The following is a 24674-nucleotide window of genomic DNA, read 5'->3' on the forward strand; positions in this document are numbered from 1 at the left end:
GAAAAGTCGTTGCCGACCGAAGAGAAACGTTACCAGATCTCGCAGGTGCCGACGAACCGGGGCGCACCTCGGGCGTGCCGCAGCCGTTCGATAGTCTGAGGGCATGTCTGACGCTGAACTGCCCGAGGTCGTCCGCGTCGCGCGTGACCTGATCCGGATCGACACCTCGAATTTCGGCGGGGGCAATGCCAAGGGAGAGCGTGAGGCGGCCGAGTACGTCGGCGCGTATCTGGAGAGTCTCGGCCTGACGCCCGAGTACTACGAGCCGATCCCACGGCGCACCAACGTCATGGCGCGCGTCGCCGGTCGCGATCGGAGCAAACCCGCCCTCGTGGTGCACGGCCATCTCGACGTCGTACCGGCCATGGCCGAGGACTGGAGCGTCGATCCGTTCGCGGGGGAGGTGCGCGACGGGATGCTGTGGGGCCGCGGTGCCGTGGACATGAAGAACATGGACGCCATGATCCTCACGTCGGTCGCGGACATCCTGCGGTCGGGGCAGCAACCGGAACGCGACCTCGTGCTGGTGTTCTTCGCCGACGAGGAGAACGGCGGCGTCGAGGGTTCTGCTCTCGTCGTGAAGGACCGCCCCGAATGGTTCGCCGGTGCGACAGAGGCCATCAGCGAGGTCGGCGGCTACTCCATCACGGTGGACGATCGTCGTGCATATCTGCTGCAGGTGGGCGAGAAGGCACTGATCTGGATCCGCCTCATCGCGAAGGGGCGCGCGGGTCACGGCAGCCGCCTTCACGACGACAACGCCGTGGTCAAGCTCGCCGAGGCCGTCGCCGCGATCGGACGCACGCGGTGGCCGATCCGGCTCACCTCGACGACACGAGCGCTGCTCCAGGGGCTCGGCGAGCTCACCGGTCGCCCCGTCGACGATCCGGATGCCCTCGCCGCGGCATCCGGTCCTGCTGAAGCCTTCCTGAGCTCGACCTTCCGCACGACGACCAACCCGACGGCGCTCACCGCCGGTTACAAGCACAACGTGATCCCCGAGCGCGCCGAGGCGCTGATCGATGTGCGCGTGCTGCCCGGCACCGAGGACGAGGTGCTCGCGGAGTTGCAGCAGATCGTCGGCGAGGACATCCTCATCGAGACCGTCGTGCGCGACATCGGCATGGAGACACCGTTCGAAGGGGCGCTGGTGGAGGCGATGGTGCACAGCCTCGCCGTTCACGACCCCGGCGTGCCGGTGATCCCGTATCTCCTCGGCGCTGGTACCGACAACAAGGCGCTCTCCACGCTCAGAATCACCGGGTATGGTTTTGCACCGCTCCGTCTGCCGGCGGATCTCGACTTCACCGGGATGTTCCACGGTGTCGACGAGCGTGTCCCCATAGAATCACTTGTCTTCGGTCAGCAGGTTCTGACCGGTCTCCTGCGCACATACTGACGCGCGCCCCTGAATCAGAAGGCCATCCATGCACCTGCTCGAAGCGCTGTTCCTCGGCGTCATCCAGGGACTCACAGAGTTCCTGCCGATCTCCTCCAGCGCCCACTTGCGCATCGTGGGCACCTTCACCGGCTCCGGAGAGGACCCGGGGGCCGCGTTCACCGCGATCACCCAGATCGGCACCGAGGCGGCCGTCGTGGTGTTCTTCTGGCGCGACATCACGCGCATCATCGGTCATTGGTTCCGCTCGTTGACTGGCTCACTTCCCCGCAACGACCCTGACGCCAGGATGGGGTGGCTGATCATCATCGGCAGCATCCCGATCGTCGTGCTCGGGCTGCTGTTCCAGGATCAGATCGAGACGGTGCTGCGATCGATGTGGATCGTGGCGATCATGCTGATCGTGTTCGGCATCCTGCTCGGGATCGCCGACTACTTCGGCGCGAAGCGCCGCAAGCTCGACCAGATCACGTATCCGCACGGCATCCTGTTCGGATTCGCCCAGGCGCTCGCACTCATCCCCGGCGTCTCGCGCTCCGGCGGAACGATCACGATGGGATTGTTCCTCGGATACGAGCGCGCCGCTGCGGCCCGCTACGCGTTCCTGCTCGCCATCCCGGCCGTGTTCGGCAGCGGCTTCTTCCAGCTGTTCAAGAGCTGGGATGCCCCGGATCAGTACTTCTCCCTCGGCGAGACGGTCGCGGCGACGGGGATCGCCTTCGTCGTCGCACTCGGCGTCATCGCCTTCTTCATGAGCTGGATCTCCAAGCGCAGCTTCCTGCCGTTCGTGATCTACCGCATCCTGCTCGGCATCACGCTGCTGGTGCTGCTGAGCATGGGCGTGATCTCGGGCTAGCGCTTGTGGTCGCCGGGGCCGTCGCCCCGGCGGCGCAGGTAGCGCTCGAACGCCTGCGCGATCGCGTCTCCGGACGCCTCGGGCGAGTCCCAGGTGTCGCGCGTGCGCTCGAGCTGATGGATGTACTCGGTCATCTCCTCGTCGTCGGCCGCTGCGGCGTCGATCGACGCCTCCCAGGTCGCGGCATCCGTGCGCAGTCGCTCACGGGGCATGTCGATGCCGGTGAGCTCCTCCAGACGGTCGAGCAGGGCGAGAGTGGCCTTCGGGGAAGGGGCGGCGGATGCGACGTAGTGCGGCACGCTCGCCCAGAGATTGGCCGTCGGGATGCCGGCGCGCTCAGCGAAGTGCTCGATAACGCTGAGGATGCCCACCGGCCCCTCGTAGAGGGAGCGTTCGAGACCGAGCGCCTCGCGCACGTGCTCGTTCGCGCTCGAGGCGAAGATCGAGATCGGTCGCGTGTGCGGCACGTCGGACAGCATCGCGCCGAGCGTGATGAATCCCGTGACGTCGTCACGAAGCGCGATGTCGATGAACTCGTTCGCGAACGCCTGCCAGGTGCGGGCTGGTTCGACCCCTGTGAGGAGCCAGAACTCCGGTGCGCCGTCGCCCGACGGTGCCGCAGGACGCCACAGTGCAGCCTCCGGCCAGCGCAGGTCCCGATGTCCGGTGGCGTCCATCTTGGTCGACGGGCGAGTGTACTGGTAGTCGAAGTACAGCTCGGGATCGACGGTGTGCACGAGCTCGTACTCGGTGCTCTCACGCAGCATCTCGATCGCGCCGCTCGCCGCCTCACCGGCATCGTTCCAGCCATCGAACGCGACGACGACGATGCGGTTTCCGAGTGCATCCATCGAATTCTCCTTCCATCGCGAACGCAGGTATCCCTCCAGGCTAGTCCGCGTCAGACGGTATGGGACACCGGCCGGGCTAGCATGGAGAAGTGAGTCAAAAGCCGCGCGCGGTCCTCTGGGACATGGATGGAACACTGGTCGACACCGAGCCGTACTGGATGGCGGCGGAGACGGCGATGGTGCAGTCCTTCGGCGGAACCTGGTCGCACGAGCAGGCGCTGCAGCTGGTCGGGAACGGTCTGCTCGACAGCGCCATGCTGCTCAGGGAGGCAGGGGCGTCGACATGGAGCCGGACGCGATCGTCGACCGGCTCACGGATGACGTGCGCACCGCACTGGCGACGCAGGGCGTGCCCTTCCGTCCCGGTGCCAAAGCGCTGCTGCGCGATCTCCACGCCAACGGCATCCGCACCGCGCTCGTGACGATGTCGCTGCGACGCATGGCACTCAGCGTCGTCGAACTCATCGAGTTCGAGGCCTTCGAGGAGGTCGTCGCCGGTGACGACGTCGAACAGCCCAAGCCTCATCCGGAGCCGTATCTGAAGGCGGCCGGTCTGCTCGACATCGACATCGAGGAGACCCTCGTGATCGAGGACTCCCCGACGGGCCTGCGAGCCGGTCTCGCCTCCGGTGCCGTCACCCTCGGCGTCCCGCACATGGTGTCGCTCGAGACGGTGGGTGCGCACGCGCTCTGGCCCACGCTTGAGGACAGGACCGCGCAGGACATCATCGACCTGTACTCGTCGGTCAGGGCCGATCTGACCCAGGACGTGGTGCGATGAGCGTCGCTTCCGCGCGGCAGAGCGGCCCGTTCCGCGACGGCGATCGCGTGCAGCTGACGGGTCCGAAGAACCGGCTCCACACGGTCACTCTCAGCGAGGACGGCGAGCTCCACACCCACCACGGCGTGCTCAGGCACCGTGACCTGATCGGGCTGCCGGACGGTTCGGTGGTCGCCAACAGCTCAGGGCACGAGTACCTCGCGCTGCGCCCTCTGCTGCGTGACTTCGCCATGTCGATGCCGCGCGGTGCGGCGATCGTGTATCCGAAGGACGCCGCACAGATCGTCATGCAGGCGGACATCTTCCCCGGCGCGACGGTCGTCGAGGCCGGGGTCGGTTCCGGGGCGCTCTCGCTGTCGCTGCTGCGCGCTGTCGGCCCGACGGGCACCCTGGTCTCGTTCGAGCGCAGGGACGACTTCGCCGACGTGGCGAGAGCCAATGTCGAGACGTTCTTCGGAGAGACGCCAGACACGTGGCGGGTCGTGGTGGGCGATCTTCTCGAGGCACTGCCCGCCGAACTCGCAGCGGGGACCGTGGATCGCGTCGTGCTCGACATGCTCGCGCCGTGGGAGGTCATGGACGTCGTCGCGGATGCGTTGACCCCTGGTGGTGTGGTGCTCTGCTACGTCGCCACGGCCACGCAGCTCTCGCGTGTCGCGGAGTACATCCGCGGCACCGGCCTGTTCACCGACCCTGATGCCTCCGAGACCATGGTGCGCGGCTGGCACGTCGAGGGACTCGCGGTGCGACCGGATCACCGCATGGTCGCGCACACCGGATTCCTGCTCACCGCACGCCGCCTCGCTCCTGGCACGATCGCGCCCGAGGTGAAGCGTCGCGCGTCGAAATCGAGCTACGGGGATGCGGACGTCGAGACGTGGACGCCCGGTGCGGTGGGGGACCGCGAGATCACCGACAAAAACCTGCGCAAGCGTGTCCGAGAGGCCACGAAGGCCGCAGACGGAGCGCGCCGGGCATCGGCTTCGCGCGATTCCGAAGAGCGATCGCAATAGACTGGAGAGCGTGCGTAAAACGTCTGCCGCTCTGGCCACACTCAGTCTCGCCCTCGTCGCCCTGACCGGGTGCGCCACGGCGCCCGCTTCCGGCGGCGCCGCGTGCGATCGCGCAGCGTCGACGAGCGGTATCGACGACATCGCGACGATCACGGGCGAAGTGGGCGAGAAGCCCGAGGTCGAGCTGTTCACGCCGGTCGGAGCGGAGAAGACCTCGTTCAGCGACGTCGTCGTCGGCGACGGACCGGCGCTCACTTCGCCGACGCAGAGCGTGGTGCTCGAGTTCGCCCTCTATTCCGGCGAGACAGGCGAAGCCGTCGCAGGAACCGCGTTCGACGAGGATCAGGCGCAGCTCGTGAGCATCGACTACTGGGCGCAGAGGGTTCCCGCATTCGGCGAGGCGCTGGAATGCGCCACGGAGGGCACCCGAGTGCTCTCGGTGATCTCCGCCGAGGACTTCGGGGCGCAGAACCTGGCCAGCTTCCAGCTCGGCGAGGACGAGTCCGTCGTCGCGGTCTTCGACGTCGTGAAGGTCTTCCCCTCGAAGGCCGAAGGGGCTCCGCAGTACAACGACGCAGCGGGGATGCCCACCGTGGTGCGTGCGGCCGACGGACGTCCTGGGATCATCGTGCCGGACAGCGCGGCGCCGACCGAGCTCGTGACGCAGACCCTCATCAAGGGCGACGGCGAGAAGGTCGCAGAGGACGACACCGTGCTCGTCAACTACACCGGAGTGACGTGGGCGGACAAGACCGTCTTCGATTCGTCGTGGGATCGCGGCGCGACGGCATTCGACCTCGCCGCGCTGATCCCCGGTATGACGCAGGGACTCGCGGGGCAGACGGTCGGATCGCAGGTGCTCATCGTGATCCCGCCGGAGCTCGGCTACGGGGAAGCGGGCGGCGGGGCGGTACCGCCGAACTCCACGCTCGTCTTCGTCGTCGACATCCTCGGCATCGATCCGCCCGCGGCGCCCGCGCAGTGATGGCCGCCCGGATCCCGCCCGAAGAGCGCCAGACGAACCTCGTCGTGGCGTTGATGGCCACGGAGATCGGGCTCACGAAACAGCAGATCCTCGACAACATCTCCGGATACCGGCAGCGTGCCGATGCCGGCACGCGCGCTGACGCGCTGGAGAAGATGTTCGAGCGCGACAAGGACGAGTTGCGCTCGCTCGGCGTCCCGATCGAGACGATCGGCGACCCTGGTGATCCCAATGACCTCCGCGAGGCCAGGTACCGGATCCCGAAGGCGGAGTACGACCTGCCGGAGGACATCGAGTTCAGCGCGGCAGAACTCGCCGTGCTGACCCTGGCAGGCAGCGTCTGGAGCGCGGAGTCCTCATCCGCCGACGCCCAGGCAGGTGTGCGCAAGATCAGGGCCCTCGGAATCGACGGCGACGAGCCGATCATCGGTTTCGCGCCGCGCATCACCGTGCGCGATGCCAGTTTCGCACCGCTGCAGAGTGCGATCGAGGACTGCCGCGTCGTCAGCTTCGACTACCTCAAGCCGGGTGAGCAGTCGCCGCGTCGACGGCGGGTCGAGCCGCTGGCCCTGCTCGACTACGAGGCGCGCTGGCATGTGTACGGGATCGATCTCGATGCGGACGACGAACGCACGTTCCTGCTCAGCCGCATCGTCGGGGATGTCACCTTGACCAGGCAGAGTTTCGACGCGGGACTCAGAGAAGGTGCGGGGGAGCGCGCGCTGGCCGGTCTCGAAGCGGTCGCCTCCCGCAACTCCGCGCTGCTCGAGATCACTCCGGGTACCGAGGCGGCCCTGCGGCTCGGCAGACGCGCGACCCCGCAGGTGCAGGGTTTCAGTGTGCCGTTCGTCGATGTGCACATCTTCGCCGATGAACTCGCCTCGTACGGCCCGGAGGTGCGCGTGGTCGAGCCTGCCGTGCTGCGCGACGCCGTGATCGCCAGACTCGAAGCGACGATCGCCGCGCACGATGCTGTTCACGACGAGGGGGGACGCTGATGGCCGCGAAATCGAAGCCGGTGCTCGCGTCGGATCGCGTGCGCGCCTACCTCACGCTCGTGCCGTACCTGCTCGAGCGTGGCCAGGTCTCGCTCGACGAAGCAGCAGGCGAGTTCGGCGTGACCGTCGACGAGATGCGCGCGATGGTCGAGAAGCTCACGGTCATTGGGCTCCCCGGCGACGCCGGCTACTGGCAGCAGCCCCACGAGATGTTCGACATCAACTGGGACCTCCTCGATGAGGAAGGCGTCATCGAGATCACCAACGACGTCGGACTCCGCCGGGTGCCGCGGTTCACTGCGCGCGAAGCCGCTGCGCTGCTCGCCGGCCTGCAGGTCGTCGCGGCGGTGCCGGCCGTGTCGAACTCGGGTCTCGTGGCGGGGCTCCTGGCGAAGCTCTCCCGAGCGTCGGCGAACGCTCCAGCCGAGGTCGTCATCGCGCCTGATGCCGTCGATGAGGTGCGCGACGCGGTGTCGAACGCGTTGAGCCGTGGCGTCGCGGTGTCGTTCCGCTATCAGGCACCGGATGCTCCAGCCACGACCCGCACCGTCGACCCCGTGCAGGTGCTGATCACCGGCGGGCAGTGGTACCTGCAGGGCTGGTGCCACCTGCGCGAGGCGATGCGCACCTTCCACCTCGATCGCGTCAGCGAGCCCGAACTGACCGACATCCCCATCACGCACGCCGACGAGCTGCTGCCTGACGCCTTCGGGACGATCAGCGATGACGATGAGGTGACGATCAGGCTTCCCGAGCGACTGGTGCCCCTCCTCGGGGACTACGTGCGCGCGGAGAACTCAGAGCTGCAGCGCGGTTTCGTCACGGCGCAGGTGCCCATCGCCGATCCTCGGAGCATCAAACGGGTCGCCGGTCGCTTCGGCGGACACCTGGAGGTGCTCCAGCCCGAGGCCGCCCGCACGGCCACGCGCGAGTGGGCCGCAGACGGACTCGCTCTCTACCGTCACCCATAACACCCGATCCGCAGGTAGACTGCACGAAGACTTCGATCCCTGGAGGGAATCATGGCTGGATTGACCGGTTGGCATCTGCTCGTACTCGTGCTCGTCATCCTATTGTTGTTCGGAGCAGCGAAGCTCCCGGCACTTGCGAAGAGCATGGGACAGTCCGCGCGACTGTTCAAGGGCGAGATGAAGGCGATGAAGGACGACGACGGCAAGGCCGATCAGGCACCTGCCGACGCCACCAACACGTCGACGGCATCGGACCAGGGCACCGTTTCGCCCAGGTCTGACAGCGGCACCACCACCTGACGACTGTGACCGCGATCGACAAGCAGTCGGCCGCGAGTGACAAGCCACGCAATGAACGCCGAATGTCGCTCGGCGGCCACCTCGTGGAGTTGCGCCGACGGCTGATGATCTCTGCGGCGGCACTCGTGGTCGCCATGATCCTTGGCTTCTTCCTCTCCGACCCTGTGATCGCGTTCATCACAGAACCGGTGCAGAAGATCGCGGAGGCGCGCGGCGACGACCTGGTCGGGCTGACGTTCTCCTCCGTGACGTCACCGTTCGATCTCCGGATGCGTATCGCGTTCTCCCTGGGGATCTTCCTGGCGGCACCGGTGTGGTTGTGGCAGATCTGGGCGTTCATCATGCCCGGTCTCACCCGCAAGGAGATCAAGTACACGGTCGGGTTCGTCGCGTCCGCGGTTCCGCTGTTCTTCATCGGATGCTACGTCGGCGCGCTCGTCGTCCCTCATGTGATCGAGCTGATGGCGACCTTCACCCCGGAAGGCGCCAACAACCTCTTCGAGGCCAAGCAGTTCTACGACTTCAGCCTCAAGCTGATGCTCGTGGTCGGTGTCTCGTTCGTGCTCCCTGTCTTCCTCGTCGCGCTGAATGTCGCCGGGGTGATGTCGGGACGCGCGATCCTCAAGGGATGGCGAGTGGCGATCCTCATCGCGACCGTGTTCGCCGCTCTCGCGACGCCGGCAGCTGACGTGGTCAGCATGCTGATGCTCGCCGGGATCCTCGTCGTGCTGTTCTTCGCCGCTGCAGGTCTGTCCATGCTCTTCGATCGTCGCAAGACCAAGCGAGCGAAGTCAGAGGGCCTGCTCCCGGACGTCGAGGTATGACCTCTCCCGCAGAGCGATACGCCGCTGCCAGGGACGCAGCATCCCACCCCGAGACCGCTGCGTTCGCCGCTCGTCAGAGCTTCGATCTGGACGAGTTCCAGGTCGAGGGCTGTCACGCGCTCGAGCGCGGCAACAGCGTCCTCGTGGCGGCGCCCACCGGCGCGGGCAAGACGATCGTCGGCGAGTTCGCCATCCACCTGGCGATGCAGACGCCGAAGGACAAGGCGTTCTACACCACGCCGATGAAGGCGCTGTCGAATCAGAAGTTCCGCGAGCTCGTCGACGTGTACGGCGCCGACCAGGTGGGCCTGCTCACGGGCGACACGAACATCAACGGCAACGCCAGGATCGTCGTGATGACGACCGAGGTGCTGCGGAACATGATCTACGCCGATTCGGCAGCACTGGCCGATCTGCGGTACGTGATCATGGACGAGGTGCACTACCTGGCCGACCGCTTCCGCGGGGCCGTCTGGGAAGAGGTCATCATCCACCTGCCGGCGCAGGTGCGGTTGGTGTCGCTCAGCGCGACGGTGTCGAACGCCGAGGAGTTCGGGGACTGGCTCGACACCGTGCGCGGCGACACCGAGGTGATCGTCTCGGAGACCCGTCCCGTGCCGCTCGAACAGCATGTGTTGGTGCGAGACGACCTGCTGCCCCTGTTCGATGATCGTGCCGGGATCGCCACAGCGACCGTGAATCAGGAGCTGATGCGCATCCGCTCCTTCACCGGGTCGCGCTACGACAGCAACAAGCAGGCCCAGTCGTACGTCAGCGGCAAGCACGCAGGGCGTCAGAGTCCGCGCCCGCAACGCGGCGGACGTCGTCCGGTGCGGGCCGCGAACGCGCAGCGCATCGAACGGATGGACCGACCCGAAGTCATCCGGCTCCTGGAGCGCACGAACCTGCTGCCTGCGATCTTCTTCATCTTCAGCAGGGTCGGCTGCGACGCGGCGGTTCAGCAGGTGCGTCGCTCTGGCCTGCGCCTGACGTCAGCAGAGGAGCGCGCGGAGATACGCGAACTCGTGGAGGAGAGCACCCGGTCGCTGCAGGACGAAGACCTCGGTGTGCTCGGGTACTTCGAGTGGGTCGAGAACCTCGAGCGGGGGATCGCCTCGCACCATGCCGGGCTCCTGCCCGCGTTCAAAGAGGTCGTCGAGGAGCTCTACCGCCGCAAGCTCGTCAAAGTCGTCTTCGCGACCGAGACTCTCGCGCTCGGCATCAACATGCCCGCCAGGACCGTGGTCCTGGAGAAGATGGAGAAGTTCAACGGCGAGGCCCGAGTCGCGATCACGTCGGGGGAATACACCCAGCTGACCGGCCGTGCCGGCCGACGGGGCATCGACGTCGAAGGGCACGCCGTCGTGCAGTGGACAGAGGGCATGGATCCTCAGGCGGTCGCCGCTCTCGCGTCCAGGCGCACCTACCCGCTGAACTCCAGTTTCCGCCCCACGTACAACATGGCGGTCAACCTGATCGACATGTTCGGTCGTCCTCGTGCCCGCCAGATCCTCGAGTCGTCCTTCGCGCAGTTCCAGGCCGATCGCGCCGTGGTGGGCCTCGCCAGGCAGGTGCGCGAGGCCGAGGAGTCGCTCGCGGGTTACGTCACGGCGATGACGTGCGAGCACGGCGATTTCCTCGAGTACGCCGGGATCCGACGTGAGCTCAGCGACCTGGAGAAGAAGAACCGCCAGGACTCTCACGCACCGCGCACCGCGCGGGACAAGCGGATGAAGCGCATCCACTCCCTGCGGACGAAGATGCAGCGCCACGGCTGCCACGGATGCCCCGACCGCGAGGCGCATGCCCGCTGGGCGGAGCGCTATTGGAAACTCAAGCGGCAGACCGACCGCACGCGTGCGCAGATCGAGACGCGCACCGGTACGGTCGCGCGGGTCTTCGACCGGGTGGTCGAGGTGCTCGCGACGCTGGATTACGTCACCGGCACGGGAGATGACACCGCCCTCACCGAGGCGGGGCGCACAATGAGGCGCATCTACGGTGAGCGCGATCTGCTGGTGGCCGAGTCGCTGCGCCAGGGATTGTGGAAGGGCCTCGATGCGCCTTCGCTGGCCGCGATGGCATGCTGCCTGGTCTACGAGCCTCGTCGAGACGAGGCGAATTCCGGTGAGCGCGGACTGCCGCGCGGCGCGTTCCGCAGCGCATACGAGAAGACGACCGCGCTGTGGTCGGAGCTCGACGACCTCGAGCAGGACCATCACCTGCCCGGCTCCGAGCCGCTCGCCGCCGGCCTCGCCGGTGCGATGCACGCCTGGGCACGCGGGGCGCTGCTGGATCGGGTGCTGGTCGACGCGGACATGGCCGCCGGTGATTTCGTGCGTTGGGCGAAGCAGACGATCGACCTGCTCGACCAGTTGTCGATCGTCGCGGAGGATGCCGAGGTCGCCCGCACTGCGCGTCAGGCGCTCGACGGGGTGCGGCGCGGCATCGTCTCGTACTCGTCGATGTGAGAATGCAACGGATGCCTTCACCCGCCGTCGACCGTACCGATCGCGCCCGACCCGCGCTGCGACGCCCCCTTCTGCCGCTGTGGCTCGCGGCGGTGGTCGCGGCTGCCGCTGGTTTCGTCATGAACCTGTCCTACCCTGAGGCGAGCATCTGGCCCCTGGCTTTCGTCGCCGTCGGCCTACTGCTCATCTCGCTGATCGGACGAAGGGCCGGCGGCGCGCTGCTGGTCGGCCTGATCTACGGCGCCGTGTTCTTCTTCCTGCTGGTCTCGTGGACATCCCGCTATCTCGGTGTCATCCCATGGGCTGCACTGGCATCGCTCGAGGCGGCGCTGACGGCCGTTGCGGTCGTCCCCATCGCGCTCGCCTACCGATGGATGCCCCGGGCCTTTCCCGGGCCCCTAGGGCGCCTTGTGGGCCTTCCTGCGGTGATCGGAGCGCTGTGGGTGGGGCGAGAGCTCCTCCTGGGCTCGTGGCCGTACACGGGCTTTCCCTGGGCGCGTATCGGTATGACGCAGTCGGAGAGCCCGTTGGGGGCGCTGTCGTCGTGGGTGGGGGTGAGCGGGCTGAGCTTCCTCATCGTGTTCGCGGTGGCGATGCTCGTGGAGACGGTCCGGCTGCGGCTGTGGCGCAGGCCACCCGCTTTGCTCGTCCCTGCCGCTGTCGTCCTCGTCCTGTTCGCGACGCCGCTCTTCCCGACGACCTCCTCGGGCACCATGCGGATCGGTGCTGTGCAGGGCAACGGTCCGACCGGCTATTTCGACGACCGCGATCCCTATGCGGTCATCCAGGCGCAGACGGAGGCGACCGAGCCGTTGTTCGGCGAGGAGATGGATCTTCTCGTCTGGCCGGAAGGCGGCCTCGACTACGACCCGTTCCAGGATGCCGCGCTCGCGCGACGGATGACGATGATCGCCACGCGCGTGGATGCGCCGCTGCTCGCCAATGCCGCGACGGGTCGCGGCGACGAGTTCTTCAACACGACGATGCTGTGGACTCAGGAGGGGAAAGCCGCCCAGACGCACGACAAGCGCTTCCCCGTCCCGTTCGGCGAGTACGTGCCGGACCGCGATTTCTACAACGCGATCGTCCCGGACCTCATCGGACTGATCGGACGCGAGTACACGCACGGCACGAACGCGCCTCTGGTCGAGGTCGGCGACGTTCCCGTGGGGCTGGCGATCTGCTTCGACGTGATCTACGACGAGGTGATCACCGAGGGCATCCACGGCGGTGCTCAGGTGCTGGTGTTCCAGACGAACAACGCGGACTTCCGCGGGACCGACGAGAACCTGCAACAACTCGCGTTCGCGCGCATGCGCGCGATCGAGACCGGACGCAGCGTGGTGAACATCTCGACCGTCGGCCGCAGTCAGATCATCCGTTCCGATGGAACGACGGTGGCCGCACTGGACGCGGATGAGGCCGGTGCGCTGCTCGAGGATGTCGAGCTGCGCACCGGCCTCACCGCTGGTGTCGTCCTTGGGCCCTGGGTGCAGCAGGTGCTGCTGTGGGGCGGACTGGGCGCGCTGTTGTTCGGGTGGTGGCGCGCCCGTCGTCGGCGTTAGGCGCCGATCTTCTCGCGGGTCGGGTCCTCACCGGCGCCACGGCGGGCACGGATGAATGCGAGGCGCTCCTCGAGGAGCTCTTCCAGCTCGGCGCGTGAACGGCGCTCGAGCAGCATGTCCCAGTGGGTGCGCGCGACCTTCTCGTCGGTGGCGTCGGGGGTGATGGTCTGGCCATCGACCCGCAGCACGGCCTCGGCACCGCAGGAGCGGCACTCCCAGGTCTGGGGCGGCTCGGCGTCGGCCGAGAACATCAGCGTGGTCACGTGATCACACGTGTCGCACTTGTACGTGGTCTCGCGGCGTTCCATGAAAACGACGCCCTCTTCGCTCTGTAGGCTCTGGGCGCCGAGTCGGATGCCGCGCAGGCTGCGATCTGCCATTTTGTGGTCCTCTCGTCGCTGTCAGGTATAGCGCTCCAGTCTGTGCGCGCGCTCAACGCAGGCGGATTCCCGGCGCTATTCACAGCCGAATCCCAGTCCGCCGTGCAATCGGCTCAGAACAGCGTCTTCAGCGCCACATCCGCCCGGTCCGTGACGATGCCGTCGATGCCCTGTCCGATGAGACGTCTCATCTCGTCCGGATCGTTGACGGTCCACACGTGCACCTCGACGTCGTGGCGGTGCGCCGCCCTCAGAAGAGAGGGCGTGAGCACACGGATCGGCCCGTACCGCTCGGGTATCTGGAGCGCGTCGATGTCGCGCAGCACGCGCGAGCCGGGAAGGCGCAGAGCGCTGAGCAGGCGCACCAGCCCCATCGTGCCTCGGCCAGCGGACGTCGCGGGGCGCATCTCGGCACCTGCGGCGAGGACCGCATCGACCGCGCGCCGGCGGCGAGCGTCGGAGAAGCTCGTCAAGAGCACTCGGTGCGCGTGCGGGGCGATGATCCGGCCCAGGGGAGCGGTCGCGGCATCCGTCTTCACGTCGATGTTGAAGCGGGTCTCCGGGAGCGTGTCGAGCATCTCGGCGACGGTGAGCAACCCGCCGTGCGGCGCGAGGAGTTCTGCGAGTTCACCGGTGCGGACATCCTCGACGCGGCGATCGTCGGACAGCAGGCGCGTCAGCGTCTCGTCGTGGAACAGCACCACGTCGCCGTCCGCCGTGACCTGGCAATCCGTTTCGATGTATTCCGCACCGGCGGCCTGTGCGGCGGCGAAGGACGCCGCCGTGTTCTCCCAGACGGCATCCGACGGGGAGTCCCCGCCCGCGACGGTCGGCAGACCGCGATGGGCGAGGACTCGGGGATGCCGTGCCTTGAGGAAGTACGGGTGCGTCACGCGCCGGGGGTGCCTGCAGGCGGCTGGCCGGCACCGGGGCGCGGGGTGAAGGCGCTGCCGATGCCCTTGAGCGCCTCGGTGAGCTCGCTCGGGATGATCCAGAGCTTACTGGACTCGCTGTCGGCGATCTTCGGGAGCATCTGCAGGTACTGGTAGGCGAGGAGCTTGTCGTCCGGGGCGCCCTGGTGAATGGATGCGAAGACGTTCTGGATCGCCTCGGCCTCACCCTGCGCACGCAGGACGGCGGCCTGCTTGTCACCCTCGGCTCGGAGTATCTCAGCCTGACGCGCACCCTCCGCCTCGAGGATCGCCGACTGCTTCGTGCCCTCGGCGGTCAGGATCGCCGCGCGGCGATCCCGCTCTGCGCGCATCTGCTTCTCCATCGAGTCCTGGATCGACAGGGGCGGGTCGATGGCCTTCAGCTCGACGCGTCCGACGCGGATGCCCCACTTGCCGGTGGCCTCGTCGAGCACGACGCGCAACTGCCCGTTGATGTTGTCACGACTGGTGAGCGCCTCTTCGAGGTTGAGCCCACCGACGACGTTGCGCAGCGTGGTGGTCGTGAGCTGCTCGACGGCGCCGAGGTAGTTCGCGATCTCATACGTCGCTGCGCGGGCGTCGGTGACCTGGAAGTACACGACCGTGTCGATCGAGACGACGAGGTTGTCCTCGGTGATGACGGGCTGCGGCGGGAACGACACCACCTGTTCGCGCATGTCGATGAGCGGGCGCAGGCGGTCGATGAAGGGCACCAGGATGTTGAGACCGGGCATGAGGGTCTTGTGGTACCTGCCGAGGCGCTCCACCACGCCGGCCGTGGCCTGGGGGATGATGCGGATCGAGCGCGCGACGGTGACCACCACGAAGATGATGACGGCTATCGCGAGGATCCAGCCGATCGCGGTCGGGATGAACGAGGAGTCGTTCACGATTTCTCCTAGTCGTTGACGGGACGGACGATGGCGGTCGCACCGTTGATCGCGGCGATGGCGACAGGGGCTCCCTCGGGGATGGGGACGGCCGTCTCCGTGCGGGCGGTCCACGTGTCGCCGTTGCTGACCTTCACCTGCCCGGAGACGCGCGTGATGTCGGCCAGCGCTGTGCCGCGCAGTCCGATGAGCGCGTCGACGTTGGACTTCGTCGGATCCTCACCACGGTGCAGCCGCTTGAGCAGCGGAGGACGGATGACGAGGATGAACAGCGCGGCCGCGGCCGCGGCGACGATCAGCTGCGCCCACACCGGCAGCCCGAACACGCCGGTGAGGAGTCCGATCCCGCTGCCGAGGGCGAGCATAAGGAATGTGAAGTCGAGAGTCAGCATCTCGATCACGAGGAACACGGCGATCAGCACCAGCCAGCCGATCCACGCCCATTCCGTGACCAGTTCGATGAAGACGGATACGTCGTCCATGTGCCCTCCTCCTGTCGTCAACCTACCACGGTGGAGGGGAGCGATCCGGGCGGGAGAGAGCGGATTGATAGGGTGAATGTGCCGCGCTGTTCGCGGCGTTCCCCGCATCGCTAGGAGTCACCGTGACCGACGTTCTGCCCGCAGGTTCTCTCGCCGGAAAGGTCGCCCTCGTCACCGGCTCGTCGCGGGGCATCGGTGCCGACACCGTCCGATACTTCGCCGAGGCGGGTGCGGACGTCGTCATCAACTTCCGCAACAAGGCGCCGCGGGCCGAGAAGCTCGCCGCGCAGCTGCGCGAACTCGGCGGTCGTGCGCTCGTCGTCGGCGCCGATCTCACGGATCCGGCATCCGTCGCCGACATGTTCGAGCAGGTGCGCTCGGAGTACGGCCGACTCGACGTGCTCGTCCTGAACGCATCAGGGGGCATGGAATCAGGGATGGCCGAGGACTACGCGCTCACGCTGAATCGTGATGCGCAGCTGAGCGTGCTGAACGCGGCGCTGCCGCTGCTCGGCGAGGGATCGCGCGTCGTCTTCGTGACGAGCCACCAGGCGCACTTCATCCGCACCACCCCGACGATGCCGGAGTACGAGCCCGTCGCGCGCTCGAAGCGCGCCGGCGAGGACGCGCTCCGCGAACTGATCCCCGCTCTCGAGGCGAAGGGCATCGGCTTCACCGTCGTGTCAGGCGACATGATCGAAGGCACCATCACGGCCACGCTCCTCGAGCGCGCGAACCCCGGCGCGATCGCCGAGCGCCGCGGGTCTGCGGGCAAGCTCTACAACGTCTCGGAGTTCGCCGCCGAGGTGGCTCTGGCCGCTGTCGAGCCCGTCCCGGCGGACAACACCCGCCTGGTCGGCGACACGAGCGGATTCGCCGCCGAGTAGCACTCCGCAACGTCGAACGGCCGGCCCCGCGTACGCAGGGTCGGCCGTTCGACGTTCTCGTGAACTCACTCGACGGGCGCAGTGCTCTCGGTGTATGCGGCGGCAGCGGCCTTCTCGTCCCGTCCGAGCGTGATCGCGCGGACGATCTGGATGACTCCGAGCACGACGAGCGTGATCCCGAGGATCCACCAGAGGGCGACCACGGCGAGCAACGGCGAGAAGATCACGATGACACCCGCGACGATACTGAGGATCGCGTAGATGATGGTCCACGCCCTCGAGCCGTCCTTGTGGAGCAGCGTGAGCGAGACGATGCCGTCGACGATCCAGCTGATGCCGATGAAGATGACGGTGATGTAGGCGAGCGTGACCGTCACAGCGGTGAGGTTCGTGAACGCGATGACGCCCGCAGCGATGTAGAGCACGCCCAGCACGATGTGCCCGGCTCTGGCCCAGCCGCCCTTCTTCCCGGAGAAGATTCCGAGCCCGACGTAGACGATGCCGGCGAGGATCAGGTACGCGGCGATGATGCCGGTCACGAGCACCGCTGTCTTCAGCGGCCATACGAGGATGACGATGCCGGCGATGAGTGCGATCGCGCCGGAGATCGCGAGCGTGATGCGGATCGATTTGAACAGTGACTTCGCTTCGGCGAACGTTTCAGACATGGGGGAGTGCCTTTCTGGGAAGCTCCTGTGAGGATTCGATCAGCGTAGCGTGCAGGGCGGTCGAAATGTCCCTGGTCCGTGGGAGTATCGGAATGTGCCGACACATGCCATCGATCACGAGCGCCTGCGCGAACTGGTGGTCATGCGTCACGTCCGCGACCGCATCGATCGTGAGTACGCGAAACCGCTCGATGTCGAGGCGTTGGCGCGTGGCGTGCACATGTCAGCAGGGCATCTGAGCCGGCAGTTCAAGACGGCATACGGCGAATCGCCGTACTCGTATCTGATGACACGGAGGGTCGAACGGGCGATGGCGCTCCTGCGCCGCGGCGATCTCAGCGTGACCGAGGTCTGCTTCGAAGTCGGTTCGTCTTCGCTGGGCACCTTCAGCACGCGTTTCACCGAGCTGGTCGGTGTGCCGCCGAGCGTGTACAGGGAGCGGGCGGCCGACATCTCCGGCATCCCGAACTTCCAGATCAAGCACGTCACCAGACCGATCAGGAATCAAGAAGCGCCCCGCACCGGCGCCAACCTAATCTGGGCATCATGAACATCACCATCCACTACGCGTTCCTGCCCCACACGGATGCGGAAGCCGCGCTCGGCTTCTACCGCGACGTGCTCGGTTTCGAGTTGCGCAAGGACGTCGGATACGACGGCATGCGCTGGCTGACGGTCGGCCCTGTCGGTCAGCCGCAGACCTCGGTAGTCCTGCATCCGCCGGCCACGGACCCGGGGATCAGCGATGACGAGCGTCGCACGATCCTCGAGCTCATCGCGAAGGGCAGCTACGGTGCGCTCACGCTCGCGAGCGACGACCTCGACGGGCTCTTCGACCGACTCGTCGCGCGCGGCGCGGACATCGTGCAGGAGCCGATGGATCAGCCCTACGGCGAGAGGGACTGTGCTGTGCGCGATCCCGCCGGTAACCTGCTCCGCATCAACCAGACCGCCTGAACACCCCGCCACCAGCACTGACACCCCGCCGAAGGATGACGATGGCCGACGTTTCGCACACCGCCGATTCCCATGACCTGATCCGCGTGCAGGGAGCACGGGAGAACAACCTCAAGGAAGTCAGCGTCGACATCCCGAAACGGCGGCTCACCGTCTTCACCGGCGTGTCCGGCTCGGGGAAGAGTTCATTGGTGTTCGACACGATCGCGGCGGAGTCCCGTCGCATGATCGACGAGACCTACAGCGCCTTCGTGCAGGGGTTCATGCCGTCGGTCCCGCGTCCCGACGTCGATGTGCTCGAGGGCCTCACGACGTCGATCATCGTCGATCAGGAGCGGCTCGGAGCGAACCCGCGGTCCACGGTGGGCACGGTCACCGACGCGAACGCGATGCTGCGCATCCTGTTCAGCAAACTCGGGCAGCCGTACATCGGCGGACCGACCGCGTTCTCGTTCAACATCCCCACGCAGAAGGCCAGTGGAGTGATGACCGGTCCAGGTGGCGAGAAGAAGATCGTCAAGGATGCCATCTATCTCGGCGGCATGTGCCCGAGATGCGAGGGCAGGGGAGCGGTCTCCGACCTGGATCTCGCGCAAATCGTGGACGAGTCCAAGTCGCTGGACGAGGGCGCGATCATGGTGCCGGGCTACACCGCCGACGGCTGGATGGTGAAGGGCTTCTCGCAGTCAGGCTTCTACCCCGCGGACAAGCCGGTCGCGGACTTCACCGACAAGCAGCGGCACCTCTTCCTCTACGGAGAGGTCACGAAGGTGAAGATCTCGGGCATCAATATGACCTATGAAGGGCTCATCCCGAAGATCACCAAATCGATGCTGTCGAAGGATCTCGATGCATTGCAGCCGCACATCCGTGCCTTCGTCGAGCGGGTGGCGACGTTCGCGACCTGTCCGGAGTGCGAGGGCACGCGCCTCACCGAGGGGGCGCGGTCCTCGAAGATCGCCGGTGTGAGCATCGCGGATGCGTGCCGGATGCAGGTGACCGATCTCGCGGCGTGGGTCGGTGGTCTGGACATCCCGGAGGCCGGGCCGTTGCTGACCGCGCTCCGTGCGAACCTGGACGCCTTCGTCACGCTCGGGCTCGGGTATCTGAGCCTGGATCGTCCCTCTGGCACCCTGTCCGGGGGAGAGGCGCAGCGCATCAAGATGCTGCGGCATCTCGGTTCCTCCCTCACCGACGTCACGTACGTCTTCGACGAGCCCACCGTCGGGCTGCATCCGCACGACATCCAGCGTATGAACTCTCTACTGCTGCAGTTGCGGGACAAGGGCAACACGGTTCTCGTGGTCGAGCACAAGCCCGAGACCATCGCCATCGCCGACCACGTCGTCGATCTCGGGCCTGGTGCCGGTTCGGCCGGTGGCGAGATCTGCTTCGAGGGCACTCTCGAGCGGTTGCGTGCGAGCGGCACGCTCACCGGAGCACATCTCGACGATCGTGCGTCGCTGAAGTCTGCAGTTCGCGAGAAGAGCGGTGCGATCGAAGTACGCGGGGCGAACGAGAACAACCTGCAGGACGTCGACGTCGACATCCCGACCGGAGTTCTGACCGTGGTCACAGGTGTCGCGGGTTCCGGCAAGAGCTCGTTGATCCATGGCTCCGTCACAGGCCGCGAGGGTGTCGTGGCGATCGATCAGAGCGCGATCAAAGGCTCGCGTCGCAGCAATCCGGCCACGTACACCGGCATGCTCGAACCGATCAGAAAGGCCTTCGCGAAGGCGAACGGGGTGAAGCCCGCGCTGTTCAGCGCGAACTCCGAAGGCGCCTGCCCGTCATGCAAGGGCGCCGGAGTGATCGTCACCCAGCTCGGCTTCATGGACACGATCGAGACTCCGTGCGAGGACTGCGGAGGCAAGCGCTTCCAGGCCACCGTCCTGGACTACAAGCTCGCGGGTAAGGACATCACCGAAGTCCTGGATCTGCCGGTGTCCGAGGCGCGGCAGTTCTTCTCGGATGGCGAAGCGAAGATTCCTGCGGTGGTCGCGGTCCTGGGAAGGCTCGAGGATGTCGGTCTCGGGTATCTGTCGCTCGGGCAGCCGTTGTCGACGTTGTCAGGTGGCGAGCGTCAGCGTGTGAAACTGGCGATCCAGATGGGGGAGAAGGGCGATGTCTATGTGCTCGATGAGCCGACGACCGGTCTGCATCTCGCTGACGTCGACAAGATCCTCGGCCTGCTCGACCGCCTCGTGGATGCCGGCAAGACGGTCATCGTGATCGAGCACCATCAGGCCGTCATGGCCCATGCCGACTGGATCATCGACATCGGTCCTGGCGCCGGGCACGACGGCGGCCGCGTGGTGTTCGAGGGAGTGCCCGCGGAGCTGGTCTCGTCGAAGTCGACGGTGACGGGTGAGCACCTCGCTCAGTACGTCGGCGTCTAGTCAGAGAATGTCGTCGGGCCGACTTCGCTGATCGCTCAGTGCGTGATCGAGTGCACCGGGAAGAGTTCGGTTCGCTCGATCACACGCTCACGCTCGGAAGCGAGTTCCTGTCGCCGCGGGTCTGCGAGGAAGTCGTCGAACGCACGCTGGTCGGGAAAACGATACAACTGAACTTCGTCAGGCTGCCCGTCAGCACCGTCGCTTGCCACGCGCTGCACGATCTCGGCTCCGTGATCCATGAGCAACGCGATCACAGCATCCTCAAAGCGCGCCATCTCAGCCGCTCGTCCAGGGCGGGCCCAGAGAAGGCAGCACAGCAACAATGCGGAAGAGTTCTCAGGCATTGGTTCAGCATAGGGTCCTCAGCGAGCGGTTCATATTATGTCAGTTTCGAAGGTCGGTTCTCGAGGTTGGGTCCACCCGAACGCGAGGAGTGAATGTTGGGCGGCTAAGAACCAGTGCGGCAGCGCGGTCTCGGATGTGAGCGCGACTCTACGAGGCGTGCGGCTGACGACATCTGTCGTCGCTCAGATGTGTGGGCGTTCCTGTGGGCACGTGCAGCGCGGCGGTTCCGGCTGCGCCAGCCGCGAGTGCTGGAACAGTGCAACGGCTGTTCTTCCCGCGGTGGTGCACCACTCTCGATATATGCCGATAATGTGCATTATGTCAGATCGAACGGCGAGAGCCCTCTCCCGTGTGGCGGTCATCGTGCGCGTGGCGCTCGTGGAGGTCGGCACCGCCAGTCCTCACTCGGCGGCGTAGCCGGCGAGGAACAGATCGACCGCACCGTCCACCGGCGCGCTCACGGGTGTGTCTTCATCTGTGAGCAGCTTCGCGTTCAGCGGCGCACCGATGACCAGCCAGGTGAACTGCTCTGCTGCGGCATGAGCGTCCAGGATTCGCAGGCGCCCGTGCGCCGAAACGTCCTGAAGGGCCTCGGCGAGATTCCGGATGTTCGTCTGCCAGCTCTCCTCGAGGTACATGGCCGCGACCTGCGGCTGCGTGAGCGCTTCGCCCGTGACCAATCTGCGCATGCGCAGCACCGGTGGGCTCAGAATGCCTGCGCGCATCGTCTCGGCGAGTTCGATGAGCCCTGCGCGGATGTCCCTCGCTGAGACGAGGCGTTCCAGTGCGGGCCGCATCGAGCCCCTCCCCGCGGCCGCCCATTGGCTCACGACTGCGGCGTACAGTTCCTGCTTCGACGGGTGCTCACGGTACAGCGATGCCTTCGAGATCTTCGCGCGTCTCGCGACCTCGTCCATGGACGCGCCTGCATAGCCGTGCTCGAGGAACACCGCCCGTGCGACGCCGAGCAGCTCCTCCCCCGTCATGCCTGCCGGTCGTCCTGCTGCTCGAAGCGCTGTTGACATGCCGATCAGTTTAGTACTTGACAGTACGTAAGTCACATCCTACTCTTTAGTACGCATCCGTACTGAAGGAGAATGTCATGGTCGTCCTGGCAATCGTCACCGCCACTGTCGCGTCATTCCTCGCCAGCGCGATCCTGTACGCGATCCCCGCGGTGTCAACGCTGGTGGCGAGGACGAGCACTGCACGCCCTGGCCTGTCCACCGCGGTGCAGATGGGCTCCGTCGTCCTGCGCAGTCTTATCGCGTCCGGCCTCATTGCGGGGTTGATGATCGCCGCGGGGTGGAGTGACGCGGGCAGCGGAGCCTTGCTCGGATTGTCGTTGGTCACCCTCCCTGCAATTCTGCTGATGGGCGGCGTCGTGCACGAGAACACCGCGATCCCGACCGCTGGTGTGCATCTGCTGGATTGGACGATCAAACTCGTCCTCATCGGTACGATCATCGGGCTGTTCGTCTGATGAGACTTGAGAACGGAGATCTGGCATGAATCCCACCTCCGGCCCAGGCCCGTTGGACATCACATTCACCGCGACGCTCGGCAAAGTTCGTGAGGGCGACACCTGGACGTGCGTCCAGCTCCACGATTCCTCGAGCATCTTCGGCACGCGCGGTCTGGTCAAGGTCGTGGGCACGGTCGATGGTGAACCGTTCCGAGGCTCATTCATGGCTCTCGGCGACGGCACCCACAAGCTGCCGATCGCCGCCGTGATCCGCAGAGCCATCGACAAGACCGACGGCGACGATGTGACCGTCCACCTCACGGAACGGCTCAACTGAAGCGGCTCCTACTAACGTCGATGCTATGAAGATGCACGCGGGACAACTGCACGTCGATGAAGAGATCGCTCGTCGACTGATCGCAGAACAGTTCCCGCAGTGGCGGGAAGAGGGCGTCGTCCACATCGACGGTGGCGGCACTGTCAACGCGATCTTCAGGATCGGTGATGGCCTTGCCGCGCGGTTCCCCCTGAACTCCAGCGACCCCGTCGAAGCGCTGACGCTGCTTCGCAAGGACGCGGCGGCGATGCAGGAGCTCGCCGCAGCCTGCCCGGTGGACACGCCGTTGCACATCGCGCTCGGGATGCCGGCGCATGACTACCCGTTGCCCTGGTCGGTGCAGACGTGGATCCCCGGCGATGTCGCCACGCCGGACGGAGTCGCAGACTCCCTCGACTTCACCCGGGATCTGATCACCCTCCTGCACGTGCTGCGCAACGCGGACACCGGCGGACGAGGCTTCGCCGGCACGGGCCGCGGTGGTGATCTGCGGGATTCCGACTCCTGGATCGAGACCTGCCTGCACGAGAGCACGGAGATGCTCCCGGTCGAGGAGCTCGGCGCACTGTGGGAGCGATTGCGCATCCTCCCGTCGTCGGGACCGGATCGGATGACGCATGGCGATCTGATTCCCGCGAATCTCCTCGTGGACGAGGACAGGCTGATCGGAGTGCTCGACGGCGGCGGCTTCGGCCCGGCGGATCCCGCACTCGACCTGGTGGCCGCGTGGCATCTGCTGGACGGCGACATGCGCGATGTGCTCCGGGGTGAGCTGAGGATCGGCGCGATCGAGTGGCAACGCGGCGCCGCATGGGCATTCCAACAGTCGATGGGCCTGGTCTGGTACTACTCGGAGTCGAATCCTCGGATGAGTGCGCTCGGCCGCAGCACGCTGCACCGGATCCTGTCCGATCCCGAGATCACCTCGACGGCGGCGTCCTGACTTCGGACAGGTCGAAGACCCACTCGTTCATATTGAGCATGGCGCCGCGGAACTCTTCCGTCCGCTGCCCCGCGAGTTCGAACCCCGCCTTGCGGCACAGAGCATCGGACGGCCCGTTCGCCCTGTCGGGAAACGCGACGAGCAGCCTTCGCCCGCCCGCGAAGGCGCGCGCGTCGTCGACGACGAGCGAGAGCGCAGCAGAGCCCACTCCCCTGCCCTGACTCTCAGGGACGATGAACCACCCCGCTTCGAATACGTCCTCTCCCCTCCACGTCGTCTTCCAGAAGCAGATCGCTCCCACCGACTCGGTGCCGTCGACGATCACGAACGGTCGGGCTTCACCCTCTGCCAAGAGGCGCAGATACCGTTCATGACGCGCGTCCACCTGCGCATCCGTCTCAGGACCACCGATGTGCACGGTCATCTCAGGGGTGTTTCCCCGCCGGAGCAGTGGGGCGTCATGCTCGGACCACAGACGCAGCTCGATGTCGCTCATGCGGCCACCATGGCATGACCCTCCGACATCGCCGATGGCCTACGAACTGCACCGTCTGCTATTGACTACGCGCACTCACCCCGCGAGGAGAGGATGTCGCGGGCTCATCTCCGATCGAGCTCAGTGGTGTTCGCCTGCTGCCTCGAGAATGCTGCGCAGAGTCGCGAGATCGATCTGCGAGATCTCGCCGCCGTACGTCTCTTCGATCCTGAACGCGAGATCGTTCCGCACGCAGAACTCGGCGGTCTTCTCCAGTCGTGGCACCACGTCCACATGGTCGTTGCCGAACAGCCCGGCGGCGTAGACATCTCTGCCGGCGTCGATCGCTGCCGCCAACTCCACGGACGAGCGGCGGGTGATGCCGTAGAGCTCTTTGAGAAGCGGTGGAGCGAGGGGCGGTCGACCCTCGATGAAGATCGCGATCGACGGAGATTCAGCCATGCTCCATTTCACCACGCGATCGGCGTGAGCGCCGTACG

At 66.4% G+C, this 24674-nt stretch carries 27 protein-coding genes and 1 pseudogene; 18 read left to right on the forward strand and 10 right to left on the reverse strand.

The window, feature by feature from the left end; translation table 11 throughout:
- Window positions 1-103 precede the first annotated feature (103 nt).
- Both ACYVG2_RS04185 and ACYVG2_RS04190 read left to right on the forward strand, forming a co-directional pair.
- Window positions 104-1399 carry a M20/M25/M40 family metallo-hydrolase gene (locus tag ACYVG2_RS04185; protein ID WP_460779815.1) on the forward strand — a complete coding sequence of 432 codons (1296 nt, stop codon included), beginning with the start codon at window positions 104-106 and terminating at the stop codon, window positions 1397-1399.
- Window positions 1400-1427: 28 nt separating this feature from the next.
- Window positions 1428-2255: an undecaprenyl-diphosphate phosphatase gene (locus ACYVG2_RS04190; RefSeq protein ID WP_460779816.1), complete on the forward strand. Its 828-nt coding sequence runs from the start codon at window positions 1428-1430 to the stop codon at window positions 2253-2255.
- On the opposite strand, the gene ACYVG2_RS04195 is transcribed toward ACYVG2_RS04190, so the two are convergent.
- Window positions 2252-3106 (reverse strand): PAC2 family protein, encoded by an 855-nt coding sequence (locus ACYVG2_RS04195; protein WP_460779817.1) that lies wholly within the window; start codon window positions 3104-3106, stop codon window positions 2252-2254. The genes ACYVG2_RS04190 and ACYVG2_RS04195 overlap by 4 nt on opposite strands.
- A gap of 122 nt (window positions 3107-3228) precedes the next feature.
- Here ACYVG2_RS04195 and ACYVG2_RS04200 point away from each other — a divergent pair.
- From ACYVG2_RS04200 to lnt, 9 genes and pseudogenes are all read left to right on the forward strand, one after another.
- Window positions 3229-3887, forward strand: a pseudogene (locus ACYVG2_RS04200) (HAD family hydrolase).
- Window positions 3884-4900, forward strand: coding sequence for a tRNA (adenine-N1)-methyltransferase (locus ACYVG2_RS04205; RefSeq protein WP_448965505.1), 1017 nt, complete (start codon window positions 3884-3886; stop codon window positions 4898-4900). Before ACYVG2_RS04200 ends, ACYVG2_RS04205 begins: the two are co-directional and overlap by 4 nt.
- Window positions 4901-4910: 10 nt before the next feature.
- Complete coding sequence (locus ACYVG2_RS04210; protein WP_448965506.1) at window positions 4911-5885, forward strand: FKBP-type peptidyl-prolyl cis-trans isomerase; 975 nt, start codon at window positions 4911-4913, stop codon at window positions 5883-5885.
- Entirely contained in the window at window positions 5885-6883 is a 999-nt protein-coding gene (locus ACYVG2_RS04215; protein WP_460779819.1) for a helix-turn-helix transcriptional regulator, read from the forward strand. Before ACYVG2_RS04210 ends, ACYVG2_RS04215 begins: the two co-directional genes overlap by 1 nt.
- Entirely contained in the window at window positions 6883-7854 is a 972-nt protein-coding gene (locus ACYVG2_RS04220; RefSeq protein ID WP_460779820.1) for a helix-turn-helix transcriptional regulator, read from the forward strand. The genes ACYVG2_RS04215 and ACYVG2_RS04220 overlap by 1 nt, the downstream gene beginning before the upstream one ends.
- A gap of 48 nt (window positions 7855-7902) precedes the next feature.
- Window positions 7903-8154, forward strand: coding sequence for a Sec-independent protein translocase subunit TatA (tatA, locus tag ACYVG2_RS04225; RefSeq protein WP_460779934.1), 252 nt, complete (start codon window positions 7903-7905; stop codon window positions 8152-8154).
- 62 nt (window positions 8155-8216) lie between these two features.
- Window positions 8217-8978, forward strand: coding sequence for a twin-arginine translocase subunit TatC (tatC, locus tag ACYVG2_RS04230; RefSeq protein ID WP_448966145.1), 762 nt, complete (start codon window positions 8217-8219; stop codon window positions 8976-8978).
- Window positions 8975-11449: a DEAD/DEAH box helicase gene (locus ACYVG2_RS04235; RefSeq protein ID WP_460779821.1), complete on the forward strand. Its 2475-nt coding sequence runs from the start codon at window positions 8975-8977 to the stop codon at window positions 11447-11449. Before tatC ends, ACYVG2_RS04235 begins: the two co-directional genes overlap by 4 nt.
- Before the next feature lie 11 nt (window positions 11450-11460).
- Entirely contained in the window at window positions 11461-13014 is a 1554-nt protein-coding gene (gene lnt, locus ACYVG2_RS04240; protein ID WP_460779822.1) for an apolipoprotein N-acyltransferase, read from the forward strand.
- Here the strand turns inward: lnt and ACYVG2_RS04245 are convergent.
- From ACYVG2_RS04245 to ACYVG2_RS04260, 4 genes are all read right to left on the reverse strand, one after another.
- Window positions 13011-13394, reverse strand: coding sequence for an RNA polymerase-binding protein RbpA (locus ACYVG2_RS04245; RefSeq protein WP_259061815.1), 384 nt, complete (start codon window positions 13392-13394; stop codon window positions 13011-13013). The two genes, lnt and ACYVG2_RS04245, sit on opposite strands and share 4 nt — an antisense overlap.
- 113 nt (window positions 13395-13507) lie before the next feature.
- On the reverse strand, window positions 13508-14287 hold the full coding sequence (locus ACYVG2_RS04250) for a glycerophosphodiester phosphodiesterase family protein (protein ID WP_460779823.1): 780 nt from the start codon (window positions 14285-14287) through the stop codon (window positions 13508-13510).
- The gene (locus ACYVG2_RS04255) at window positions 14284-15216 is read right to left on the reverse strand and encodes an SPFH domain-containing protein (RefSeq protein ID WP_448965512.1); all 933 of its coding nucleotides are present in this window, start codon (window positions 15214-15216) and stop codon (window positions 14284-14286) included. The genes ACYVG2_RS04250 and ACYVG2_RS04255 overlap by 4 nt, the downstream gene beginning before the upstream one ends.
- An 8-nt stretch (window positions 15217-15224) precedes the next feature.
- Window positions 15225-15698, reverse strand: coding sequence for an NfeD family protein (locus ACYVG2_RS04260; RefSeq protein WP_460779824.1), 474 nt, complete (start codon window positions 15696-15698; stop codon window positions 15225-15227).
- A 122-nt stretch (window positions 15699-15820) separates the two neighbouring features.
- Here ACYVG2_RS04260 and ACYVG2_RS04265 point away from each other — a divergent pair, with 122 nt between their 5' ends.
- Complete coding sequence (locus ACYVG2_RS04265; protein WP_460779825.1) at window positions 15821-16585, forward strand: SDR family oxidoreductase; 765 nt, start codon at window positions 15821-15823, stop codon at window positions 16583-16585.
- Between the two features lie 65 nt (window positions 16586-16650).
- Here ACYVG2_RS04265 and ACYVG2_RS04270 read toward each other — a convergent pair whose 3' ends face one another.
- Window positions 16651-17253, reverse strand: a complete 603-nt coding sequence (locus ACYVG2_RS04270) for an HdeD family acid-resistance protein (RefSeq protein WP_448965515.1) — start codon at window positions 17251-17253, stop codon at window positions 16651-16653.
- 142 nt (window positions 17254-17395) lie between these two features.
- Here ACYVG2_RS04270 and ACYVG2_RS04275 point away from each other — a divergent pair, with 142 nt between their 5' ends.
- The 3 genes from ACYVG2_RS04275 to ACYVG2_RS04285 are packed head-to-tail and all read left to right on the forward strand — an operon-like array spanning window position 17396 to window position 20609.
- Window positions 17396-17803, forward strand: a complete 408-nt coding sequence (locus tag ACYVG2_RS04275; RefSeq protein WP_448966146.1) for a helix-turn-helix transcriptional regulator — start codon at window positions 17396-17398, stop codon at window positions 17801-17803.
- Window positions 17800-18210 (forward strand): VOC family protein, encoded by a 411-nt coding sequence (locus ACYVG2_RS04280; protein WP_448965516.1) that lies wholly within the window; start codon window positions 17800-17802, stop codon window positions 18208-18210. The genes ACYVG2_RS04275 and ACYVG2_RS04280 overlap by 4 nt, the downstream gene beginning before the upstream one ends.
- 41 nt (window positions 18211-18251) lie before the next feature.
- On the forward strand, window positions 18252-20609 hold the full coding sequence (locus ACYVG2_RS04285) for an ATP-binding cassette domain-containing protein (protein ID WP_460779827.1): 2358 nt from the start codon (window positions 18252-18254) through the stop codon (window positions 20607-20609).
- A 35-nt stretch (window positions 20610-20644) separates the two neighbouring features.
- Here ACYVG2_RS04285 and ACYVG2_RS04290 read toward each other — a convergent pair whose 3' ends face one another.
- Both ACYVG2_RS04290 and ACYVG2_RS04295 read right to left on the reverse strand, forming a co-directional pair.
- Complete coding sequence (locus ACYVG2_RS04290) at window positions 20645-20953, reverse strand: hypothetical protein (protein ID WP_460779828.1); 309 nt, start codon at window positions 20951-20953, stop codon at window positions 20645-20647.
- Window positions 20954-21355: 402 nt separating this feature from the next.
- The gene (locus ACYVG2_RS04295; protein WP_460779829.1) at window positions 21356-21979 is read right to left on the reverse strand and encodes a TetR/AcrR family transcriptional regulator; all 624 of its coding nucleotides are present in this window, start codon (window positions 21977-21979) and stop codon (window positions 21356-21358) included.
- A gap of 77 nt (window positions 21980-22056) precedes the next feature.
- On the opposite strand from ACYVG2_RS04295, the gene ACYVG2_RS04300 reads away from it, so the two are divergent.
- The 3 genes from ACYVG2_RS04300 to ACYVG2_RS04310 are packed head-to-tail and all read left to right on the forward strand — an operon-like array spanning window position 22057 to window position 23699.
- A complete protein-coding gene (locus ACYVG2_RS04300) occupies window positions 22057-22437 on the forward strand; it encodes a DUF1761 domain-containing protein (protein WP_460779830.1) in 381 nt (126 codons plus the stop codon).
- A 25-nt stretch (window positions 22438-22462) separates the two neighbouring features.
- Window positions 22463-22756: a DUF1905 domain-containing protein gene (locus tag ACYVG2_RS04305; RefSeq protein ID WP_460779831.1), complete on the forward strand. Its 294-nt coding sequence runs from the start codon at window positions 22463-22465 to the stop codon at window positions 22754-22756.
- A 25-nt stretch (window positions 22757-22781) separates the two neighbouring features.
- The gene (locus ACYVG2_RS04310; RefSeq protein WP_460779832.1) at window positions 22782-23699 is read left to right on the forward strand and encodes a phosphotransferase; all 918 of its coding nucleotides are present in this window, start codon (window positions 22782-22784) and stop codon (window positions 23697-23699) included.
- Here the strand turns inward: ACYVG2_RS04310 and ACYVG2_RS04315 are convergent.
- Window positions 23677-24195 carry a GNAT family N-acetyltransferase gene (locus ACYVG2_RS04315; protein WP_460779833.1) on the reverse strand — a complete coding sequence of 173 codons (519 nt, stop codon included), beginning with the start codon at window positions 24193-24195 and terminating at the stop codon, window positions 23677-23679. The two genes, ACYVG2_RS04310 and ACYVG2_RS04315, sit on opposite strands and share 23 nt — an antisense overlap.
- A gap of 120 nt (window positions 24196-24315) precedes the next feature.
- Window positions 24316-24636: a hypothetical protein gene (locus tag ACYVG2_RS04320; protein ID WP_460779834.1), complete on the reverse strand. Its 321-nt coding sequence runs from the start codon at window positions 24634-24636 to the stop codon at window positions 24316-24318.
- Window positions 24637-24674: the final 38 nt, after the last annotated feature.

The organism is Microbacterium shaanxiense, from assembly GCF_054779995.1.

Coding starts and splice junctions, on each gene's coding strand:
- ACYVG2_RS04285 (WP_460779827.1), top strand. CDS start 18,252: ATGGCCGACGTTTCGCACACCGCCGATTCCCATGACCTGATCCGCGTG.
- ACYVG2_RS04270 (WP_448965515.1), bottom strand. CDS start 17,253: ATGTCTGAAACGTTCGCCGAAGCGAAGTCACTGTTCAAATCGATCCGC.
- ACYVG2_RS04185 (WP_460779815.1), top strand. CDS start 104: ATGTCTGACGCTGAACTGCCCGAGGTCGTCCGCGTCGCGCGTGACCTG.
- ACYVG2_RS04315 (WP_460779833.1), bottom strand. CDS start 24,195: ATGAGCGACATCGAGCTGCGTCTGTGGTCCGAGCATGACGCCCCACTG.
- tatC (WP_448966145.1), top strand. CDS start 8,217: ATGTCGCTCGGCGGCCACCTCGTGGAGTTGCGCCGACGGCTGATGATC.
- ACYVG2_RS04275 (WP_448966146.1), top strand. CDS start 17,396: ATGCGTCACGTCCGCGACCGCATCGATCGTGAGTACGCGAAACCGCTC.
- lnt (WP_460779822.1), top strand. CDS start 11,461: ATGCCTTCACCCGCCGTCGACCGTACCGATCGCGCCCGACCCGCGCTG.
- ACYVG2_RS04235 (WP_460779821.1), top strand. CDS start 8,975: ATGACCTCTCCCGCAGAGCGATACGCCGCTGCCAGGGACGCAGCATCC.
- ACYVG2_RS04305 (WP_460779831.1), top strand. CDS start 22,463: ATGAATCCCACCTCCGGCCCAGGCCCGTTGGACATCACATTCACCGCG.
- ACYVG2_RS04300 (WP_460779830.1), top strand. CDS start 22,057: ATGGTCGTCCTGGCAATCGTCACCGCCACTGTCGCGTCATTCCTCGCC.
- ACYVG2_RS04215 (WP_460779819.1), top strand. CDS start 5,885: ATGGCCGCCCGGATCCCGCCCGAAGAGCGCCAGACGAACCTCGTCGTG.
- ACYVG2_RS04295 (WP_460779829.1), bottom strand. CDS start 21,979: ATGTCAACAGCGCTTCGAGCAGCAGGACGACCGGCAGGCATGACGGGG.
- ACYVG2_RS04245 (WP_259061815.1), bottom strand. CDS start 13,394: ATGGCAGATCGCAGCCTGCGCGGCATCCGACTCGGCGCCCAGAGCCTA.
- ACYVG2_RS04190 (WP_460779816.1), top strand. CDS start 1,428: ATGCACCTGCTCGAAGCGCTGTTCCTCGGCGTCATCCAGGGACTCACA.
- ACYVG2_RS04260 (WP_460779824.1), bottom strand. CDS start 15,698: ATGGACGACGTATCCGTCTTCATCGAACTGGTCACGGAATGGGCGTGG.
- ACYVG2_RS04320 (WP_460779834.1), bottom strand. CDS start 24,636: ATGGCTGAATCTCCGTCGATCGCGATCTTCATCGAGGGTCGACCGCCC.
- ACYVG2_RS04220 (WP_460779820.1), top strand. CDS start 6,883: ATGGCCGCGAAATCGAAGCCGGTGCTCGCGTCGGATCGCGTGCGCGCC.
- ACYVG2_RS04205 (WP_448965505.1), top strand. CDS start 3,884: ATGAGCGTCGCTTCCGCGCGGCAGAGCGGCCCGTTCCGCGACGGCGAT.
- ACYVG2_RS04195 (WP_460779817.1), bottom strand. CDS start 3,106: ATGGATGCACTCGGAAACCGCATCGTCGTCGTCGCGTTCGATGGCTGG.
- ACYVG2_RS04310 (WP_460779832.1), top strand. CDS start 22,782: ATGAAGATGCACGCGGGACAACTGCACGTCGATGAAGAGATCGCTCGT.
- ACYVG2_RS04290 (WP_460779828.1), bottom strand. CDS start 20,953: ATGCCTGAGAACTCTTCCGCATTGTTGCTGTGCTGCCTTCTCTGGGCC.
- ACYVG2_RS04280 (WP_448965516.1), top strand. CDS start 17,800: ATGAACATCACCATCCACTACGCGTTCCTGCCCCACACGGATGCGGAA.